Annotated in this window: 14 protein-coding genes and 1 pseudogene; 9 read left to right on the forward strand and 6 right to left on the reverse strand. The window is 63.8% G+C overall.

Annotated elements, in window-relative coordinates; all coding sequences use genetic code 11:
• Positions 1 to 107: 107 nt before the first annotated feature.
• Entirely contained in the window at positions 108 to 389 is a 282-nt protein-coding gene (locus LFT47_RS18735; protein WP_236813041.1) for a DUF3311 domain-containing protein, read from the forward strand.
• Entirely contained in the window at positions 386 to 2,083 is a 1,698-nt protein-coding gene (mctP, locus tag LFT47_RS18740; protein WP_236813043.1) for a monocarboxylate uptake permease MctP, read from the forward strand. The genes LFT47_RS18735 and mctP overlap by 4 nt, the downstream gene beginning before the upstream one ends.
• Before the next feature lie 43 nt (positions 2,084 to 2,126).
• On the opposite strand, the gene LFT47_RS18745 is transcribed toward mctP, so the two are convergent.
• The 4 genes and pseudogenes from LFT47_RS18745 to LFT47_RS18765 all read right to left on the reverse strand — a co-directional run bounded on the left by LFT47_RS18745 (position 2,127) and on the right by LFT47_RS18765 (position 7,321).
• Positions 2,127 to 3,626: an HNH endonuclease gene (locus tag LFT47_RS18745; RefSeq protein ID WP_236813045.1), complete on the reverse strand. Its 1,500-nt coding sequence runs from the start codon at positions 3,624 to 3,626 to the stop codon at positions 2,127 to 2,129.
• 335 nt (positions 3,627 to 3,961) lie between these two features.
• Positions 3,962 to 5,176 (reverse strand): ABC transporter permease, encoded by a 1,215-nt coding sequence (locus LFT47_RS18755; protein WP_236813047.1) that lies wholly within the window; start codon positions 5,174 to 5,176, stop codon positions 3,962 to 3,964.
• Between the two features lie 205 nt (positions 5,177 to 5,381).
• A pseudogene (locus tag LFT47_RS18760) lies at positions 5,382 to 5,891 on the reverse strand (ABC transporter ATP-binding protein); the annotation flags it as partial.
• On the reverse strand, positions 5,822 to 7,321 hold the full coding sequence (locus LFT47_RS18765; protein WP_236813051.1) for a hypothetical protein: 1,500 nt from the start codon (positions 7,319 to 7,321) through the stop codon (positions 5,822 to 5,824). The gene LFT47_RS18765 and the pseudogene LFT47_RS18760, both read right to left, overlap by 70 nt.
• Before the next feature lie 1,410 nt (positions 7,322 to 8,731).
• Here LFT47_RS18765 and LFT47_RS18770 point away from each other — a divergent pair.
• From LFT47_RS18770 to bcp, 7 genes are all read left to right on the forward strand, one after another.
• Positions 8,732 to 9,535: a hydroxypyruvate isomerase family protein gene (locus LFT47_RS18770; RefSeq protein WP_236813053.1), complete on the forward strand. Its 804-nt coding sequence runs from the start codon at positions 8,732 to 8,734 to the stop codon at positions 9,533 to 9,535.
• Between the two features lie 118 nt (positions 9,536 to 9,653).
• Positions 9,654 to 10,532, forward strand: a complete 879-nt coding sequence (locus tag LFT47_RS18775; protein WP_236813055.1) for a 2-hydroxy-3-oxopropionate reductase — start codon at positions 9,654 to 9,656, stop codon at positions 10,530 to 10,532.
• A gap of 107 nt (positions 10,533 to 10,639) precedes the next feature.
• A complete protein-coding gene (gene gcl / locus LFT47_RS18780; protein WP_236813057.1) occupies positions 10,640 to 12,418 on the forward strand; it encodes a glyoxylate carboligase in 1,779 nt (592 codons plus the stop codon).
• Positions 12,419 to 12,440: 22 nt separating this feature from the next.
• Entirely contained in the window at positions 12,441 to 13,664 is a 1,224-nt protein-coding gene (locus LFT47_RS18785) for a glycerate kinase (RefSeq protein WP_236813059.1), read from the forward strand.
• Positions 13,657 to 15,018 carry an allantoinase AllB gene (allB, locus tag LFT47_RS18790; protein ID WP_236813061.1) on the forward strand — a complete coding sequence of 454 codons (1,362 nt, stop codon included), beginning with the start codon at positions 13,657 to 13,659 and terminating at the stop codon, positions 15,016 to 15,018. The genes LFT47_RS18785 and allB overlap by 8 nt, the downstream gene beginning before the upstream one ends.
• Before the next feature lie 9 nt (positions 15,019 to 15,027).
• Positions 15,028 to 15,750, forward strand: coding sequence for a winged helix-turn-helix domain-containing protein (locus LFT47_RS18795; RefSeq protein ID WP_236813063.1), 723 nt, complete (start codon positions 15,028 to 15,030; stop codon positions 15,748 to 15,750).
• A 67-nt stretch (positions 15,751 to 15,817) separates the two neighbouring features.
• Positions 15,818 to 16,285 carry a thioredoxin-dependent thiol peroxidase gene (gene bcp / locus LFT47_RS18800; RefSeq protein ID WP_236813065.1) on the forward strand — a complete coding sequence of 156 codons (468 nt, stop codon included), beginning with the start codon at positions 15,818 to 15,820 and terminating at the stop codon, positions 16,283 to 16,285.
• Positions 16,286 to 16,479: 194 nt separating this feature from the next.
• Here the strand turns inward: bcp and LFT47_RS18805 are convergent, their stop codons facing one another.
• The gene (locus LFT47_RS18805; RefSeq protein ID WP_236813068.1) at positions 16,480 to 18,099 is read right to left on the reverse strand and encodes an amidohydrolase; all 1,620 of its coding nucleotides are present in this window, start codon (positions 18,097 to 18,099) and stop codon (positions 16,480 to 16,482) included.
• Positions 18,100 to 18,294: 195 nt separating this feature from the next.
• Complete coding sequence (locus LFT47_RS18810; protein WP_236813069.1) at positions 18,295 to 19,893, reverse strand: thiamine pyrophosphate-binding protein; 1,599 nt, start codon at positions 19,891 to 19,893, stop codon at positions 18,295 to 18,297.
• Positions 19,894 to 19,898: the final 5 nt, after the last annotated feature.

A 19,898-nucleotide genomic window follows, 5' to 3' on the forward strand; every position in this document is an offset into this window, starting at 1 on the left:
CAGAATCTATTCTGTTGGTGGACCGGTACATGTACGGTCTGTCAGGCCACCGGCACGTCCCGGGAAGCCCATCCCGCTCCGGGGGCCGTCTCTTTGAGGAGGCGTCAATGTCATCTCCCGATGTGCCGACCCGGGGGCCCGCAAGGCCTGGTCCGTATATTGCGGCCGGAATCCTACTGGCCATCGCCATTCTGGTTCCGCTGCTTGTCCCGGTGTATTCGATTGATCAGCCGCGGCTCGCCGGCATGCCGTTCTTCTACTGGTACCAAATGCTGTGGGTCCCGATCACGGCAGGAATGGTGGGCGTCTCCTATTGGCTGGTTACCAAGGAGGACCGTCGCCGCCGCGAGGCCGCGCGGGGCGCGCGCGCTGAGGAGCGGGAACGATGAGCGGGCTCACCGTCCCGCTGGCGACCACAGCGGACCGGCCCGTCAACGGCGTCGCGCTCACCGTCGTCGTCGTCCTCTTTATCCTGGTGGCTGTCCTGGGCTTCTTCGCCGCGCGCTGGCGCGCTGGCAAGGAGACGGGCCTGCACAGTCTCGATGAGTGGGGCCTCGGCGGACGCGGTTTCGGAACCTGGGTGACGTGGTTCCTCCTCGGCGGGGACCTCTATACGGCATACACGTTCGTGGCGGTGCCGGCGGCGATGTGGGCCACTGGCGCCGTGAGCGGTTTCTTCGCCGTGCCTTACACGATCGTGCTCTACCCGATCGTGTTCCTGTTGATGAGCCGTTTGTGGTCGGTCTCGCACCGTCATGGGTTCGTCACGCCGGCAGACTTCGTCGGCGGGCGCTATGGCAGCAGGGCACTGACGGTTGCGGTGGCCCTCACCGGCATTGTCGCGACCATGCCGTACATCGCGCTGCAACTGGTTGGCATCAAAGCCGTTCTCACGGTGTTGGGGCTCGGCAGCGCACAGAATGTGCTGCTGACTGACCTTCCGCTGATCATCGCCTTCGTGGTCCTGGCCGCCTACACCTACACCTCGGGCCTTCGGGCGCCGGCGCTCATCGCCGTCGTGAAGGATCTGCTGATCTACCTCGCGGTCATCGTTGCTGTGATCTACTTGCCGATCAAGTTCGGGGGCTGGGACAACATCTTCGGTGCGGCCCAGACGAAACTCGACGCCATCAGCCCGGCGACAGGCAAGCCGGCCGGCGTCTTCATCCCGGGTGCCGCCAGCTATTCGGCGTACTGGACGCTGGCCCTTGGCTCGGCCATGGCGTTGTTCATGTACCCGCACTCTGTCACCGGGGTCCTGGCGACGAAGAGCAGGAACACCATCCGCAAGAACGCCGCGGTTCTTCCGCTGTACTCATTGATGCTGGGATTCCTTGCCCTTCTTGGCTACGCGGCCATCTCTGCGGGCACCAAGCCCATTGACCTGAACGGTGCCGTCAATCCGCAACTGGTGGTTCCGCAGTTGTTCCTGGACAACTTCCCCGCGTGGTTTGCCGGGATCGCCTTGGCGGCTATCGCCATCGGCGCGTTGGTCCCCGCCGCCATCATGTCGATCGCTGCCGCCAACCTGTTCACCCGCAATATCTACCGCGACCTGATCCGGCCCGACGCCGATCCGCGACAGGAAGCGAAGGTCTCCAAGATCGCCTCGCTGGTGGTGAAGTTCGGGGCGCTGATCTTCGTTATCGCGATGGACCAGTCCGCCGCCATCAATATGCAGCTCCTCGGCGGCATCTGGATCTTGCAGACGTTTCCTGCGATCGTGGCAGGACTGTACACCCGCTGGTTCCACCGCTGGGCGCTCTTCGCAGGCTGGGCGGCCGGGATCATCTACGGCACCGTCGCGGCGTACAACGTGGTCAACCCCGTGACGAAGGCCAACTTCGGCGGCTCCATCGCCGCCATCCCGGGCACCAACGTGCAGGTCTACATCGCCGTCGTGGCGTTCGCGATCAACCTCATCGTTGCTGCCGTCTTGTCGCTGGTCTTCCGCGCCATGAAGCTCCCCGATGGAAAGGACATCACCCGGAACTCGGACTATGGGGCTGACGAGGACGACCCGAAGGTGGCCGAACTTCAGCGCGAGTACCCCTTGGGCGAAACGGGAGGCGGTACTTTCTGACCGCAGGCACTACCAGTACACGGCTGGTCGTGTTTGAGCGTGCCTAGGCGGGTTGGCGTAGTTCCGGTCGATGGCGCCAGCGAAACAGGTCTCCGAAATGGTGTGCAGCCATGACGGGTGGGGCTGAGCCCGGTGGTTTGCTGCCGGGCAGCGGCGGGGCTGTTGATCGGTAGGTATGTCCGGTGGGGGTGCGGATTTCGACGACGTGCCGTGGCCCAATACTGGTTCGTGCTGTCCAGCCTTTGAGTTCTTTGGTGTGGTTGCAGGCTTGGCACAGGCCTGCCCCGTTACTGAGGCTCGTGGGGCCGCCGTCGTGCCAGGGGATGATGTGGTCGAAATGCCTGATCGGCGCATCGCAATACGGGGTGCGGCAGGTGTCGTCGCGGGCCTGGATGAAGCGCCGCAAACCCGCCGGGAAAAGCCGCGCCCGCGAATCCGCCGCGACAAGGTCCCCGGTCCCGGGGGCGGTGAAGAGACGCCGGAGCCAGACCTTCAGATCCTGATCCTGATCCTGATCCTGATCCTGATCCTGGGCAAGTTGGCCAGGCTCACCGACCCCGGCTTGGTGCTGGCTGGCTTCGGTTTGGCCTTGGTTCCCGGCGAGCATTGCCCTGGCCCAGCCGGCGGGGACGATGCCGTAGCCGGGGAGGCGTGCCGGTTCGCTGTTGCCTTGGAAGAGGGTCCGGTCGGTCATGACGAGCTGGACCTCGACGCCGCTGATGCCTGCGGGGGTGCCGGTGGCGCGTTCGACCAGGGCATCGGCCATGATCTGCCCTCGGGACCGGGGTTCTCCTGCGTTGCGGAGGGTGTCTGCGTGCCGGGTCAGGGCCGCGTGCACGGCCACGCCCTGGGCGACCGGGAGCAGGGCGGTCAGGTAGGTCATGGTGTCCGGGGCCGGGCGCAGGCTCACGTGACGTTCGGCGGCGGCGTGGCTGGCGCGCTGGGTGACGGAGCGGGGGTCCCGGCGGTAGGCCGCGGTCCGGGCCGCGGCAATGATGGTCTTGTCTCCCATACCGTCGAAGGCCCCGGTGTCGGGGGCGAGTTCCTCGTCCACGGCGCAGCGGTCTTCGGCGGACAGGCAGGCGGTTTCCTTCACCAGCAGGGTCGCGCGCCATTCGTTCAGCCGTCCGGCGTCGAGGGCGGCGAGGGTGTGCGGCATTTCGGTGACGAGGGCTTTGGCGAGTCCGTGGAGCCGGGCTCCGCGGGCCGGGGACTCCCGCCGGGCCAAAGCCACCTGCGCGGAGACCCCGCGTCCCCGCTCCTCGGCCGGTACACCGGCCGCCGCGTCGGCGCTGCGCTGGGCGGCATCGAACGCGACGGCGATCCGGGCCTGCGCGGCCGCGGCCGCGGACTTCAGATCCTCCAGGGCACGCAACTGGTTGATCAGCTCGGCCGGTGCAGCGCCGTTCGCGAAGCCTGGGCAAAGCGATCTCACGGCATTGATCAGATCCTGCACTCGAACGCACGGCAGGGCAGCATCCGGGACCCTGGCCCGGACCGGCGCGCCGGTCCCGATCAGCTGCGTTCTCTGATTGCCGTTCATAAGAAAAGCCTCGCAGGGACCACTGACAGTATTAGGCTGGAGAACCGCACCCGGGCGAAAAATCTTGAGAAAAGCCGGACTCTTTCGGAGCGGGCCATCCTGATAGCCGAGACAGCCCGGCCGCCTCTCAAAGCTCGGATAGGCGTGGGCTATCGATCATTTCGGAAGACCGCCCGGCGGCACCGTGGACAGGAGAAAACTGAAGTGATTCCTCGCCGTCGTCGACCACGACAGGTTCAACCGCGCCGCCGAACACCTACTTATCGCCCAGTCCTCGCTTTCGCAGACCATCGCGAGCCTTGAGGAGGGCTGGTGTCGCGGCGCACGACGCTGGATTACAGGTCCCTCAGCGAGGAATCCGCGTCGAGCCGAGCGAGTCTTGCGACGTGGCCAACGGCTCCGAGGCACAAGAACAAAGGCACGCAGAAGAGTGCCCCGAGCACGAGCAACCAGTTGGGCATGGCCCACGCAGCCACCGGCAGGAGGTCGAGCTGTAGGCCGCTGAAGACCGCTGTTCCTATGACGGAGCAAAGAGTTCCCAGGAGCGCTCCCACTACGCTAATGATGAGACCCACTGCTGCCAGCTCGACCATGTAAACCCCTGCTATCGAGGCCCCCGACCAGCCGATGGCTTTGAGGAGACCCACTTCGCGGGCTCTCTGCTTAATCCAGCTGCCACCAACAGACACTCCAACCCCGAGGCAGAAGATGATCAGGAAGCCACCGATTACCCAGCTGACAAGGGCAAGAAGCGCGAATAGGCCTGACAGGGACCGGATTTGGCCCGCGACGCTGTTCACTGAGTATCCGAGCGCTCGGACTTGATTTTGTACATTGACCACTTCGTCTGCCGAGTCAACGCGAACATATGCGCGGGGGTAGGTTAGCGCTTTTGTATTCGGCCGGGCATTGGCGAGCGTTGACTGGAGTACCTTACTGGATACGTAAGCAGCCTGCGCGCCATCGGTACCCGGCGACGAGTTGTCATAGATACCTGAGACGCGGAGAGATATGGAAACGGGTTCCCCGTTGCCGGGGCCGATTTCCTTCGTGTATACAAAGCTCATTTCCTTGCCGAGCAGCTGGGCGTATTTCTGGCCCTGCCCCTTGTCGGGAAGCAGGATCTGGCCTTCCCCAGGGCCGTCCCCGGAGACGTCTCCCAGCAGTATTTTCGGAGTGATGCCGCTGATGAATGGCGTACCCATGAATGCACCGGGGTTGTTCGGTGATGGCCAGTTCGCAGGATCCTCTATGGCGAGGTCAATTTGTGCCCAGCCCGTGGACCCCACCACATGATCGATTTGGTCAAACCGGGACAGCGAGTCGTCGGTGATCTCACGAGCTGAGTCCGGACCTACTGAAGTCACCTCCACGTAATTCAGGGCGGAATTGGTGCTGATCTTGTTTGAGTATGAGCTTATTCCGGCCCCTACGATGCTGTCGGCGAATATGAATACCGCAATGCCAAGACTCATTAGGACCGCGAGTGGCCTCAATTTCGAGAGGGAAAGCCGCACCGACCTTGCAGCAAAGACCCTATTTCTGTTCAAGGAACAACTCCTTCATAGGAAGCTGACGGTGGGCCACTTGCTGGAAAACTTCGTCGTGGGAAGCAACGAGGATGCCGCACCCGCTGTTGGCCCCCGTTCGCATGGCGTCCAGGATGGCCTCAGTGTTTGTCGCATCGAGACCCGAACTTGGTTCGTCGGCCAGTAGCAATGACGGTTCGTTGATCAGCGCACGGCAAAACGCGACTCTTTGCTGCTGCCCGCCGGAAAGCCTTTTCGCTTGCCGGTCAGCGACCGCCACCAGGCCGAAGCGTTCCAGCTGCTCCGTAATCGTTGCGCGCGTCATGGGCTTGCTGCTGGCAAGGAGGACATTTTCCAAAGCCGTAAGTTCGGGCAACAGGTTGCTGCTCTGAAACACCATGCCAATTTCGTTCGAGCGGATCCGACTCGCGTCCCGGGACGAGGCGTCGGTCCTGTCGTCACCGTTGATCCACACTTTGCCGGCGTCGGGAGTCGATAGCAGTCCGGAGATGTTCAGGATCGTTGACTTCCCCGAACCCGACTCACCTCGCAGCCAGACGATTTCGCCAGCCTCGACGTTCAGGCTGATTCCAGAAAGGACCAACTGTCGCGTCCCGCGATCATCTAAAAAGGACTTGGCTATGTTCTCAAGACGCAGCACCGCTGTCATTTGTTCTCCCCGAAGTCGTAGGCACCCGGGACCGCGATCATTGCGGCCGAAATTGACAGACTGCATGGTGACGCTTTGTCTGCTTCCATCCGATACAAGGACGGGAATTCTTTGCAGCCCTTCAGAGTCCGGAGTTCCTCGGCCGCTTTGTCGAAGTCGTTTGATCCGAGTCCGGACCGACTTGCGCTCGTCATGGCGGTCAACGCCCGAAAATAATTCAGGCCCTTTCCTTTGGATGAACCAATGAGCTGCGGGAGAGCGGACTGGACGGCCGGAAACATTGATCTCACTTCTTCGCTGTTTGAGAAGTACATGGAGTTGGAGAGCGCCATCAGTGCTCCGGAAAGTAGGTCTTCAACCCCGGGGTCTGCATCGAACGCCTCCAGTCGCCCCAACCGGACGCTGGGCTCAAGCTGCACCAGAACATCCACCAGCTCGATGTACCCGCTGAGTTTTGCGAAAGTCACGGTGGCCGGAAGCGCCGCCCTACCTTGCTCGATGATCGAACCGTAGTTCCCCCAGGATGGAGACCCAGAGCGCTTTAGCGCCACAAGCGCCTTAAGCTGAGTGATCTGATCGGTTTCGGGCGTCTTCAGCACCCGTTCCAGTTCGTCTCGGGTTCGCTCACTTACGACAGCGGGAAAGCTCGTGTCGAGGAGTCTCGCGGCAAGATACGTCCCGTGGACCGATCCTTTGGCGAGAGTCGATGAACGGATAAGTCCCGTCTTCTGGTCGACCCTGGGTGCAATATGATCTTTGACAAGTCGCTTCGCCTCTGTCTGTGCGTTCAGCAATTCCAAGGAACGCAGCATTGAAGCGATCAGCGCGTCATCGTGCACCTGGCTCGAATCCAGAAGCCTAACGATATGGTCCCTAGCACCGTTAGGAACCACTAGATCATTTCCAAGAGTTGCTCTTGCTTCAAGGGCGGCTTGAAAGTCAAGAGTTGACTCATAGTCGCCAGGGAGCTTGTTGGAATCCACGTTCTTCAACGCTTGTTCCAATTCGAGGGGTCTCTCCTTTTGCAGAGCCGAATAGGAATCGAAGAGACGCCATAGAAGATAGGGCTTGTTCGTGATCGAGTTGAGGTCAATTGCGCCAAGCCGTATGAGCGCTTCTTCCACAAAGGACTTTCCTGCGATCACGGACCAGCCTTGCATCCTACCGATGTCGATCCAAAACCAGAGGGCGGCGATTTCCGCGCCTACATCCTGCTGCCTTGCGGGCATCGCGGTACTGGCCAATCTCTTCTCCAATTCGGCAGGCAAAGCTGCGCCGGCTGCCCTAATCAGCTTGAGCGCCGACCAGAGCGTCGGCAGGTCGGCTGTGGACTGATCACCCAGTGCGTTGCGGACGGTCCGATTGGCGTCGTCCGCGGCCAGGAGGTGGGAACCAAAGTCCTCGGAGTACAACGCCGTCGTGTACAGATCTCCACGCTCTTGCCCCTCCCCTTCGGGCATCCTTATGAGACCGTTGATTCCCTGGAGCTTCTTCAAGTCATCTTGTATGGCAGACACATCGTTGGCCGGCGCGGAGAGACCGGCACTGCAGGCAGTCAGGCAAAGCATGGCCGCGATTAGCACCGACACCAGCTTGGCGTTTCGTGTGTGCTGCAATTTTTGACGGCATATACCTAGGCTTCTTGTCATTACTGCAGTGCCGATCTCTTCGTTATACGCGAGCGGAAGCAGTGCGCAAATTACCGTAGTAGTAAGCGGTGGCCGCCACATCCGCACCTAGGTAGAAGGCACCCCACCCCATGCAGACTGTGCCGCTCAGATAGGATCCACGAGCACCGTTACTATTGGTCCACTGAAGTGTCGCGGGATTGCTGGTTCCCGATCCCGATACGTTGACACCCTTGATACTGATAGACCCAACTCCGTACTGGTAGAACGATGTCGTATTGCGGATCCAATTGGGTGATACATTCATCACCGCCGACGAGGAAAAACTCCCGCAACCGCCATTTGAAACCGGCTGGATCCACATATTTGCCGTGATCGGCTGCCCGTTATCGAAATACGCCGTGCCCGATGCGCTCGTGGCCTGCGCTCCCGACGCAGCCCCGATTGCCATAAGAGCCGTCAGTGCTCCTGCCGCGACTGCCTTCCTTGCATTCCTAACCATTTTCATTCGATTCCCCATTCTCAATTACCGGCCGGTCTTGGAATTCCGACCGCTATTCTGGTCAGACATGAATATCGAACATGTTCTCCACCCTGAGCCGATCGCACGGAACGAGTCCGGGATCGCGGCTCGCGAGTCCTTTACTTCACGAACGGGGGAGCCCGCTCCCTGCCTCGGAAAAGGCGCGCCACGAACGCAGTGGCCCCGCTGCGGCTAGCTGATGAAAAGATCATTCTCGGAACCTTTCTCGGGTCCCGGGTCGCAGTCGCACGGGCGGGCGTTGCCGCTAAGACTTCCCGAGCGATCAAGCCGCGATATTCCATGAATCCCCCAATCGATCTGCAGTTCCGATTGGAAATCGAAACTGATACGGGAAGGCTAAGGGCGAAAAAGCCGTCTCAGTGTAAAAAAGGGGAAACTCAGTGCTGGGAGACCCGAATCTCAGTGTGGAATCGGGCAATCTCCGTGTGGTCTGTGGCGTTTCTCCGTGTAAATCGAGGGCGAACACGTAGAGAGGGTGTCTCCATCGGGCGGCGAGGCCGGACTGGAGGTCGCACGCCAGTCCACCCCCTCCCACCGCACCCAACAGCGCCACTTGGTATCCCAAACCCCCTCCCCCACGGAACACCCCTTGACTCCCACCCCCTCCTTCTCTAAACTTTTCATAAAGCAGAATCTAAATTCCACAAAGCGGAAACTCGACGAGGCGAATTAGCCCAAGAGAACAAGCCAAGCGGAAGATAGATCCCAAGCCCTCCCCCGGAAGGACACCTACGATGACGTACACAGTGAACTGCTCCATCCTCCTGACGGAGCTGCCCCTGCTCGAGCGCCCCGCGGCCGCGAAGGCTGCCGGCTTTGACGCCGTCGAATTCTGGTGGCCCTTTGAAACCTCCGTCCCGTCGGACGCCCGGGTCACCGAGTTCGAGAACGCCATCAAGGACGCTGGCGTTCAGCTCACCGGCCTGAACTTCAACGCCGGCAACATGCCGGGCGGCGACCGCGGCCTGGTTTCCTGGCCCGCCCGCTCCTCCGAGTTCCTGGACAACATCGACGTCGTCGCAGGCATCGGCGAGCGGCTCGGCTGCAAGGCCTTCAACGCCCTCTACGGCAACCGCGTGGACGGCGAATCCGCCGAGAAGCAGGACGCCATCGGTGCCGAGAACCTCGCCAGCGCGGCGGATGGCGTCGCACGCATCGGCGGCACCGTCCTCCTCGAACCCGTCAGCGGCGCCCCCAAGTACCCGCTCCTCAAAGCCGCCGACGCCCTCAAGGTGATCGCCCGCGTCAAGGAAGAATCCGGCGCCACGAACGTCAAGCTCCTCGCCGACTTCTACCACCTGGCAGTCAACGGGGATGACGTCGCGGCCGTCATCGAGAACCACGCGAAGGACTTCGGCCACATCCAGATCGCCGACAACCCCGGCCGCGGGGCTCCCGGAACCGGTGAGCTTCCCCTCGGCGAATGGATCGCCCGCAGCCGCGAACTCGGCTACGAAGGCTACATCGGCCTCGAGTACAAGGAACCGCAGGAAACGGCCTTCAGCTGGGCCATCCGCCAGCGCGCCACCTCCCACTAGCGAACCCGCCCAACTGAGTAGCAGTTGTTGTCGTTTAGAGCCCTCTAAACGACAACAACTGCGAGCTAGTTGGGTCCAGCACACCTGAGCTAAAACAAAGACTTCAGTAAGGAAAATCATGAGCAACGTTGCAGTTATCGGACTCGGAATCATGGGCCTTCCCATGGCCATCAACCTGGTCAAGGCCGGCCACACCGTCACCGGGTTCAACCGCAGCCAGGACAAGATCGACAAGCTCGTCTCCGAAGGCGGCAAGGGTGCCATGAGCATCGCCGACGCCGTCAAGGACGCCGACGTCGTCATCACCATGGTGCCCGACTCCCCCGACGTCGAAGGTGTCGTGAGCGGCCCCGACGGTGTCTTCGCCAACGCGAAGAAGGGCACCCTCTGGATCGACGCGAGCAGCATCCGCCCTGACGTCGCAGCCCGCCTCTCGGCAGACGCCGTCGCAGCCGGCATCCGCCCGCTCGACGCCCCGGTCTCCGGCGGCGAACAGGGCGCCATCGACGCCGTCCTGTCCATCATGGTCGGCGGCGACGCAGCCGACTTCGAAGCGGCACAGGATGTCCTCAACGCCGTCGGCAAGACCATCGTCCACGTCGGCCCCTCCGGCTCCGGCCAGACCGTCAAAGCAGCGAACCAGCTGATCGTAGCCGTCAACATCGAGGTCCTCGGCGAGGCCATCGCCTTCCTTGAGGCCTACGGCGTGGACACGGACGCAGCCCTCAAGGTCCTCGGCGGCGGCTTGGCCGGCTCCAAGGTCCTCGACCAGAAGGGCCAGAAGATGCTCGACCGCAACTTCGACCCCGGCTTCCGCCTGGCCCTCCACCACAAGGACCTCGGAATCGTCACCTCTGCAGCCCGCGAAGCCAACGTCGCAATCCCGCTCGGCGCCGTCGTCGCGCAGCTCGTCGCCGCCACTGTCAACCAGGGCGACGGCGGACTCGACCACTCGGGCCTCTTCAAGCAGGTCCTCCAGCTCAGCGGCCGCAAGTAAAGCCACGCGCTAAGGCGCGATAACAAGCAAATCCGGGTAACCGCCGTCGTACTTCACGACGGCGGCTCCCCCACAACACCCAAAAACAGACTTTCAAGGAGCACACCATGACGAAGATGCGCACTGTAGACGCAGCCGTCGCCATCTTGGCAAAGGAAGGCGCCATCGAGGCGTTCGGCCTGCCAGGCGCCGCAATCAACCCGTTCTATTCCGCGATGCGGGCACACGGCGGCATCCGCCACACCCTGGCCCGCCACGTTGAAGGCGCCAGCCACATGGCTGACGGCTACTCCCGTGCGGCGGACGGAAACATCGGTATCTGCATTGGCACCTCGGGCCCTGCAGGGACGGACATGATCACCGGCCTGTACGCAGCCTGGGCAGATTCCATCCCCATGCTCTGCATCACCGGCCAGGCCCCCGTTGCCAAACTGCACAAGGAAGACTTCCAGGCCGTGGACATCGAGTCCATCGCCAAGCCGGTCACCAAGATGGCCATGACCATCCTGGAACCGGGCCAGGTTCCCGGCGCTTTCCAGAAGGCCTTCCAGCTGATGCGCTCCGGCCGTCCCGGCCCGGTCCTGCTGGACCTGCCGTTCGACGTGCAGATGGCCGAGATCGAGTTCGACATCGACGCTTACGAGCCCATCGCCGTCGAAAAGCCGAAGGCCAGCCGCAAGCAGCTGGAAAAGGCACTGGACATGCTCACCGCAGCCGAGCGCCCGCTGATCGTTGCCGGTGGCGGCATCATCAACGCAGGCGCCTCCGCGCAGCTGGTTGAACTGGCCGAACTGCTCAACGTTCCGGTCATCCCCACCCTGATGGGCTGGGGCACTATCCCGGACGACCACGTGCTGATGGCCGGCATGGTGGGCCTGCAGACCTCGCACCGCTACGGCAACGAGACCATGCTGGCCTCGGACTTCGTGATCGGCATCGGCAACCGCTGGGCCAACCGCCACACCGGCGGCCTGGACACCTACACTGCCGGCCGCAAGTTCGTGCACATCGACATCGAGCCCACGCAGATCGGCCGCGTGTTCTCGCCGGACTTCGGCATCGCGTCCGACGCCGGTGCGGCGCTGGACGGGCTGATCGAGCTGGCCCGCGAGCGCCAGGCAGCCAAGTCCCTGCCGGACTACTCCGCTTGGGTCGCCGAGTGCATCGCCCGCAAGGGTTCCCTGCAGCGCAAGACCCACTTCGAGAACGTGCCGATCAAGCCGCAGCGCGTGTACGAAGAGATGAACCGTTCATTTGGTCGAGACACCACCTACGTGTCCACCATCGGCCTCTCGCAGATCGCCGGCGCACAGCTCCTGCACGTCTTCGGCCCGCGCAAGTGGATCAACGCCGGCCAGGCCGGCCCCCTGGGCTGGACATGTCCTGCCGCGCTGGGCGTTGTCCGCGGCAAGCCGGACGAGACCGTTGTTGCCCTGTCCGGTGACTACGATTTCCAGTTCATGATCGAAGAACTGGCCGTGGGCGCACAGTTCAACCTGCCGTACATCCACGTGGTGGTGAACAACTCGTACCTGGGCCTGATCCGCCAGTCGCAGCGCGGCTTCAACATGGAACAGAATGTGTCCCTCGCGTTCGAGAACATCAACAGCCCCGAAACAAACGGCTACGGCGTGGACCACGTCAAGGTTGCCGAAGGCCTGGGCTGCAAAGCGATCCGCGTGGAAGACCCGTCCGACCTGCCTGCCGCGTTCGACAAGGCCAAGGCACTCATGGACGAGTTCAAGGTTCCCGTGGTGGTCGAAGTGATCCTGGAAAAGATCACCAACATCTCCATGGGCGTTGAAATCAACGGCGTGAACGAGTTCGAAGAACTGGCCGAGCGCGGCGAAGACGCACCCACTGCGATCATCGCCCTGCTGGACTAGTAAGTACTGAAGGAGGTACGGAATGCGTGTGGTCATAGCCCCGGACAAGTTCAAGGGATCGCTGTCAGCCCCCGAGGTCGCCAGCCGCTTGAGCGCCGGGCTGCGGGCAGGTGTCGCCGCAAACCGCCCGGGCGAGGACTTTGAAACCACGCTCATTCCAGTGGCCGACGGCGGCGAAGGGACTCTCGACGCCGCCGTCGGCTCCGGCTTCACCCGCCGCAGCACGACGGTCACCGGCCCCACGGGCCAGCCGATCACGGCGGAATTCGCCGTGCGCGGCGAGGAAGCCGTCATCGAAATGGCGGCGGCCTCCGGACTTGCGGTGCTGCCAGGCTTCGGCGACGGCAGCGCCCCGAACACCGAAACGGCCAGGAGCTCCACAAGCCTGGGCACCGGCGAACTCATACGCGCCGCCCTGGACCTCGGCTGCCGGCACATCATCCTCGGCGTCGGCGGCAGCGCCAACACCGACGGCGGCGCCGGCGTGCTGCAGGGCCTCGGCGCGGCCCTCCTCGACGCCGACGGCAACGAACTCCCTGGCGGCGGCGCAGCACTGCAGCGCCTGGACCGGATCGACTTCTCGAACCTCGATGTCCGTTTGGAGGTCACCGAGTTCGTCTTGGCGTCCGACGTCGACAATCCCCTTTTGGGCCGCACCGGCGCCGCCGCGATCTTCGGACCGCAGAAGGGCGCCACGCCGGACGACGTCGCCACGCTCGACGCGGCCTTGGCCCACTTCGTCGAGGTCCTCGCCAGCGAGATCGGCTCCGAAGCCCAGGACGCCGCACAAGCTCCGGGCGCAGGCGCGGCGGGCGGGGTCGGCTACATCGCCATCGCGGCGCTGGGCGCGGCACGCAGGCCGGGCATCGACGTCGTGCTCGAATTCACTGAACTCGAGCAGCGGCTGGCGGGCGCGGACCTGGTGATCACTGGCGAAGGCAGCCTCGACGAACAAAGCCTGCTCGGCAAAACGCCGATGGGCGTGGCACGGGCGGCAGCGCGTTCGGGGATCCCTGTGATAGCCGTCTGCGGCCGCAGTACGCTGAGCCCGGAACAACTTTCGGAGTCCGGTTTCGAGTCGGTCCACGCATTGACCGACCTCGAAGCCAATGTTGAGAAATGTATAGCTGAAGCAGGGCCGCTGCTTGAAGAATTGGGTAAGCACATCGGCGTGCGCCTCTCTGAAAAAGCGGCATCTACCCAAGACGCAGCGCGAACCGAGACCAAGGAGCAACTCCATGTCTGAAGAAACCACCACAGCACACGGCCCGTTTGACCTGGTCATCCGCGGTCAGCGCATCCTCACCACCGCCGGCATCACCGCCCGCGAGGTCGGTGTCCGCAACGGCGTGATCGTCGCCATCGAGCCTTTGGGCAACGGCCTGCAGGGCACCGAAGTCATCGAGCTCGGCGACGACGAAACCCTCATCCCCGGCCTGGTGGACACCCACGTGCACGTCAACGAGCCCGGCCGCACCGAATGGGAAGGTTTCGCGTCCGCCACCCGCGCTGCGGCAGCCGGCGGCGTCACCACCATCATCGACATGCCGCTGAACTCCATCCCGCCCACCACCAACGTGGAAGGCCTCAAGCTCAAGCGCGAAGTCGCCGAGGACCAGGCGTTCGTGGACGTCGGATTCTGGGGCGGCGCCATCCCGGGCAACAAGAAGGACCTCCGTCCGCTGCACGACGAGGGCGTCTTCGGCTTCAAGTGCTTCCTGCTCCACTCCGGCGTGGACGAATTCCCGCACCTGGACGCGGACGAGATGGAAGAGGACATGGCCGAGCTCAAGTCCTTCGACTCCCTCATGATCGTCCATGCCGAGGATTCCCACGCGATCGACCACGCACCCCACCCCGGCGGCGCACATTACTCCACTTTCCTTGCCTCCCGCCCCCGCGGCGCCGAGAACAAGGCCATCGCCGAGGTGATCGAACGCGCCCGCTGGACGGGCGCCCGCGCGCACATCCTGCACCTCTCGTCGTCGGACGCGCTGCCCATGATCGCTTCGGCAAAGCGCGACGGCGTCCACCTCACCGTGGAGACCTGCCCGCACTACCTCACTCTCATGGCCGAGGAAATCCCCGACGGCGCCACCGCGTACAAGTGCTGCCCGCCCATCCGCGAGGCCTCCAACCGCGAGCTGCTCTGGCAGGGCCTGCAGGACGGCACGATCGATTGCATCGTCTCGGACCACTCCCCCTCGACGCTTGACCTCAAGGACCTGGAAAACGGCGACTTCGCCGTGGCCTGGGGCGGCGTCTCCTCGTTGCAGCTGGGGCTCTCGTTGATCTGGACCGAGGCACGGCACCGCGGGATCTCCCTGGAGCAAGTTGTGTCCTGGATGTCCGAGAAGCCCGCGGCCTTGGCCCGCCTGCACAACAAAGGCCAGCTCGCTCTCGGCTACGACGCCGATTTCTCCATCTTCGCGCCGGACGACGCGTTTGTCGTCGACGTCAAGAAGCTCAAGCACAAGAACCCGATCACGCCGTACGACGGCAAGGCGCTCTCCGGCGTCGTACGCAAAACGTACCTGCGCGGCAGCGAGATCGACGGTCGGACGCCCAGCGGCAAGCTGATTCGCCGCGGCGGCGTGTAAGGCCAAGCCATGGCCGTCAACGTCCATGCCCCGTACGGGCAACTGCCCGCACGGCTCAACTCCTCGCGGCACCAGCCCGCCGCCCGGCCGTCCGCGCTTCGGCCCGGTCTGGTTCGGCCCGGGATGCACCCGCGCGGACTCGCCGTGTGGGTACAGCCCGGGGAAGGCCGCGAGATCGATCCCGAGGTTTGGGCCCGGGCCGCTGAAGCGGTCCTGGCCCGGGCCCGCAAACTTGCTCCGGGGGCGGAAGTCCTCCTTTGGCCCGCCACCGGAGCTGCAACGTCCGGTGATTCTTCCGGTTCGAAGGCTTCCGATCCGGGCACGTCCGACGCCGCTTCGGCGTCGGAAGTGTCCGACGCCGGGAGCCGCACCGCCGCTGCCAACCCGCCGGTTTCCCTCGCCGGCCGACGCAGCACCGTGGCAGTGGACCTGGCCGCGAACACCGTCCTCCTCGATGGGGTCCCCGTCAGCTTCACGGCGATGGAACACAGCCTCCTCCGTTACCTCGTGGAAAACCTGTCCCGCCCCATCCCACGTGAAGAATTGCAACGCTTTCTGGAGTCACTTGACTGTCCCGGCGCGGCATTTCGGTCCATCGACGTGTATGTTGGACGCGTCCGGCGCAAGCTGGGCTCGGCCCGCCATGTCATCGCCACAGTGCGTGGAGGCGGCTACCAGTTCGTGCCCGGACCAGGCTCCACAGTCCGCGGACCGGCGGAATACTGCATCTAGGCAGCCCGTTACACCAATAGATTGATCGCCGGCCACGGCGGTTGCCCGACAAGTCAAGGATCGCAACATGACCCAAAAACTCCTCGCCGGAACCCAGGCCCCCGATTTCGCGCTGCTTAACTCCGAAGGCCAGAAGGTCTCCCTGTCCGATTACCGCGGACGCAACGTCATCGTGTACTTCTACCCGGAAGCCGCCACCCCCGGCTGCACCACGGAGGCCTGCGACTTCCGCGACAGCCTCTCCAGCCTGCAGTCCTCCGGCTACGAAGTCCTGGGCATCTCCCCTGACTCCCCCGAAAAGATCGCACGCTTCGCCGGCGACTTCTCCCTGACCTTCCCGCTCCTCTCCGACGAAGACCACGCCGTCGCCCTCGCCTACGGCGCCTGGGGCGAGAAGCTCGTGAACGGCGAAGTGGTCGACGGACTGGTCCGCTCCACCGTGGTGCTCGACGGCGAAGGCAAGGTCAAGCTGACCCAGTACCAGGTCAAGGCCCAGGGCCACGTAGCGGCCCTCAAGGCCGAACTCGGCCTCTAACGCCCGCTCACAAACAAGGCCGCCCGGCCCGACGCCCGCTCACAAACAAGGCCGAATGACGGAATCCTCCAGCAGATGATCTGCTGGAGGATTCTCTATTTCCGGGTGAGCGAACGTTTGGGATTTGACCCCCCAAAGGTGAGCGAGCGTCCGGGACTTGACCCCCATAGGTGAGCGCGCGTCCGGGTTAGGGGTTAGTTGCCGCCGGCAGTGTTCCATGACTCTTCGGACACGGGGATCCACCACTCGCGGGCCTTGCCTTGGCCGATGTATTCGGGCCATCGGAAATCCGTCGGCGCGCTGAAATCGGCAGGAAGCAGGGGTGCCACGGCACCGCGGCGGCGCTTCTCGGCGTCGAACTCTGCCTTTGCCTCAGCCAGCACGTCACGAGAAGTCAGCAGATCCAGCACCATGCCGGCGATCATCTTGCCTGTCGCCGTGATGGTCGGGTCGATCGTCTCCGGTATGCCGCCCATGGCGGTCATGGCCCAGCCCGGGTATGCAGTGCCCTTCTCATCCGGCGCCAAGGTGGGCCGCGCCGTGTAGAAGCGGATAGTGGGCGCATACCAGGTCATTTCCACATAGTCATCGCTGGTCCAGTTCTGCTGGGTTGCCGGGATGTGCCGGCGCAGCTCTGTTTCGGCGTCCTGCGGGGTGATGAGCTCGGCCGTTGCCGGATGGAACGGATTTTCCATGGGTTCCACTCCACACGAGGCTTGGATTTCGCGTCCGATCTCCCGGGCCCGCTCATCCAAAATCGGCGCTCCAACAGCCGCGATGTTGTCCCAGGCCACCTGAGCGACAGTGTGGTTGGCGATGCCCGGACGGTTGCGCGCCACCCAGCGGGAACTAACGCTGCAGTGCGATGCAGCCGCGGCGAGTTCGGCATTGCGATCCAGCACCGCCAGCACGGAGTCGGCCTCGGCGAGGCTCGGACAGCGCCAGGAGTACTGGATCTGGGCCAGCCCCGCAGGCTGGTTGTCCGCCGTCGCCTGTCCTGCGGTGAGGATCGCTTCCGACAGCGACCAACCGCCCGCCTGCGGCAGCATCGAATCCTGCGTGGTCTTGGTCAGCGAGAACATCGTGAACAGCGCCGCGTCCGCTCCAGGAGCCCGGGCGGCAGAGTGCGACGACGGGATGGGACTGTCGCCGTAGGTGTTGTTCCATCCCTCCGGGCTGTCGCAAGTGAAGGTGTAGATCTTGCTGTAGTAGGACCCGCAGTGGGTGTCCCAACGGACGGTGTTGCACAGGGGCATCATGTAGAACGGGTGGTACGAGATGATGGCATCCAGATTGTCGTAATACCCGCGCAGGCCGTGGACCACCTTGGATCCCTGGACCTTCTCGGCCGGCTCGCCCGTGTAGACCAACGTGCCCGGGATGTGGTGCCGTTGCATCGTGTCTTTTGCGGCGAGGAACCCCGCGAGCGTCGAGATACCCAGAGCCGAGTGCGGATCCGTATGGCCCGGGGCAAAGCGCGACATGCCGGTTCGGGGCTCCCGCTTGGTGGACGCCGCCTGGCAATTGCCCGGAATGGCATCGTATTCGGCATAGCCCAGGATCCGCGTGCCGGGACCGGCGGGACTTGTCCATTCGGCGGCGAAGGCAGTGGGCATGCCCCCGCTGCCTTCCTCGACGGTGAAGCCATGCTCGCGCAACGTCTTGACGTACCAGGCGCACGACTCGTATTCGCGCCATGCTGGCTCGGCCAGCTCCCAAATATTCGTGTGCCAGGCGGAAAGCTGCTCTTTCTGCTGCTCCACCCACTCCCATGCCGTGGCCTTCAACTCGGCGTTCTTGGTCGTCCCGCTCATCGTATTCCTTCCTAAAGTCATGCAGATCCAAAAACTGTTCCGCTACCCGGCGCCCGCCCCCAAGACCCTCACTCACATGTATGGGCCTTCCGCCGGACGCTCGCTCACTTGCCTAAAGAAAGTGAGCGAGCGTTGCCCGAAAGAGCGTCATACGTGAGCGAGCGTCACAAGGGGCGTGGGGCGTTGTCGGAGCGGCTACTCGATGCTCACGTGGATGAGGCTTGGTCCTTTGACGGCGAGCGCTTTGGTGACCACCCCGGCGAGTTCGTCGAGGGATTCCACGTTGAACGCCGTCAGACCGAAGCCTTCGGCCAGCCGCACCCAGTCGGGCTGCGTCAAGTTCACGCCGACGGGGGCCAGATCCCGGTCCTCCATGTTTTGCCGGATTTCCCCGTAGCCCCCGTTGTTGATGCAGATGATGGGCAGGTCCACGCCCTGCTCCACGGCGGTGATGAATTCCTGGACAGCGAACATGAGCGCGCCGTCGCCGATCAGCCCCACCACGGGACGATCGGGGTCGGCCACCTTTGCGCCAATCGCGGCCGGCAGTCCATAACCCAATGTGGCGTACGCGGGCGTGTACAGGAGCTGATGTGGCTTCTGCACGGGGAAGAAGGACGTGGTTCCGAAATAGGTGATCTGCGAGGAATCGCCCGCAATGACCGTGTCCGAGGGCAAGACCGCTGCAAGGATCTCGTTGATTTGGGCCAGCACCGGCGCCATGGAACGGGCTTCGGTCCGCAGTTCGCCCCGCGGGTGGTCCAATTCCGGAGCGGGGCCCGGCTCATGTCCGGCGAGTGCCGCGAGCAGTTGGGGCACGACGGCGGACGCGTTGCCCAGGAGCTCGACGTCCGGCGCAAGATTGCACTGCAGTTGGGCGGGGTCGATGTCGATCCGGATGCACGAACCCTGCGGCACGATCTTGCCGCCCCACAGCTCTGACTCGCCCACCTTGGAACCGATCACCAGCAGCGCGTCGGAAGCGTTGCACAGATCCTGGGCCGCTGCGAGCCGGATTTCCGAGCCCAGCGACAAGGGATGGGCTTCCGGAATAGCGCCCTTCCCATTGATGGTGGTCACCACGGGGGCTTGCAGGAGTTCTGCCAGTTCAAGCAGCGCGCCGCCGGTTCCGAGCGATCCGCCCCCGGCCAGGATCACCGGATTCGAAGCGCGGCCGAGGATCTCCGCGGCGGTGGCAACGGCGTCGTCGGCTGCTGTTTTCGGCGCACCCAAGGGCCGGGCCTCCAGTGCGGAGGGGTCGACGTCGGACGCGCCCTCGAGGACGTCCAGCGGGATCTCGATGTGGACCGGTCGCGGCCGCCCGTGCGCGAAGAAGGAGAAGGCTTCGTGAATCAGCTCCACGGCCTCGCTGCCGCTGGCTACCCGCGTGCTGCGCCCGATCAGTGCCCGGACCGCACCCGTGGGGTCCTTCGTTTCGTGCAGCAGCCCGATGTCCGAGAACTCGCTGCCGCGCGGCGCGCCTGGGGACAGGATGATCATGGGCCGGGACTCGCAATAGGAAGTGGCCGCGGCGGACATCGCGTTCAGCAGGCCGGGTCCGGAGGTGGTGATCACGACGCCGGGAAGCCCCTTGAGCTGGCTCCATCCGTCGGAGCCGTACCCGGCTCCTTGTTCATGACGGGTGGTCACGGGGCGAATGCCGAGCGGCTCCAGGTGCCGGTAGAACTCGAGGTTGTGGGTGCCGGGGATTCCGAAGATCGCGTCGATCCCGTAGTTCCGCAGCGTGGTCATGACGGCAAGGCCGACGTTGTTGGTGGGGATGGAAGTGGTCAAGGTTG

Origin of the sequence: Arthrobacter sp. FW306-2-2C-D06B (assembly GCF_021789175.1) — a bacterium.
Classification (GTDB): domain Bacteria; phylum Actinomycetota; class Actinomycetes; order Actinomycetales; family Micrococcaceae; genus Arthrobacter.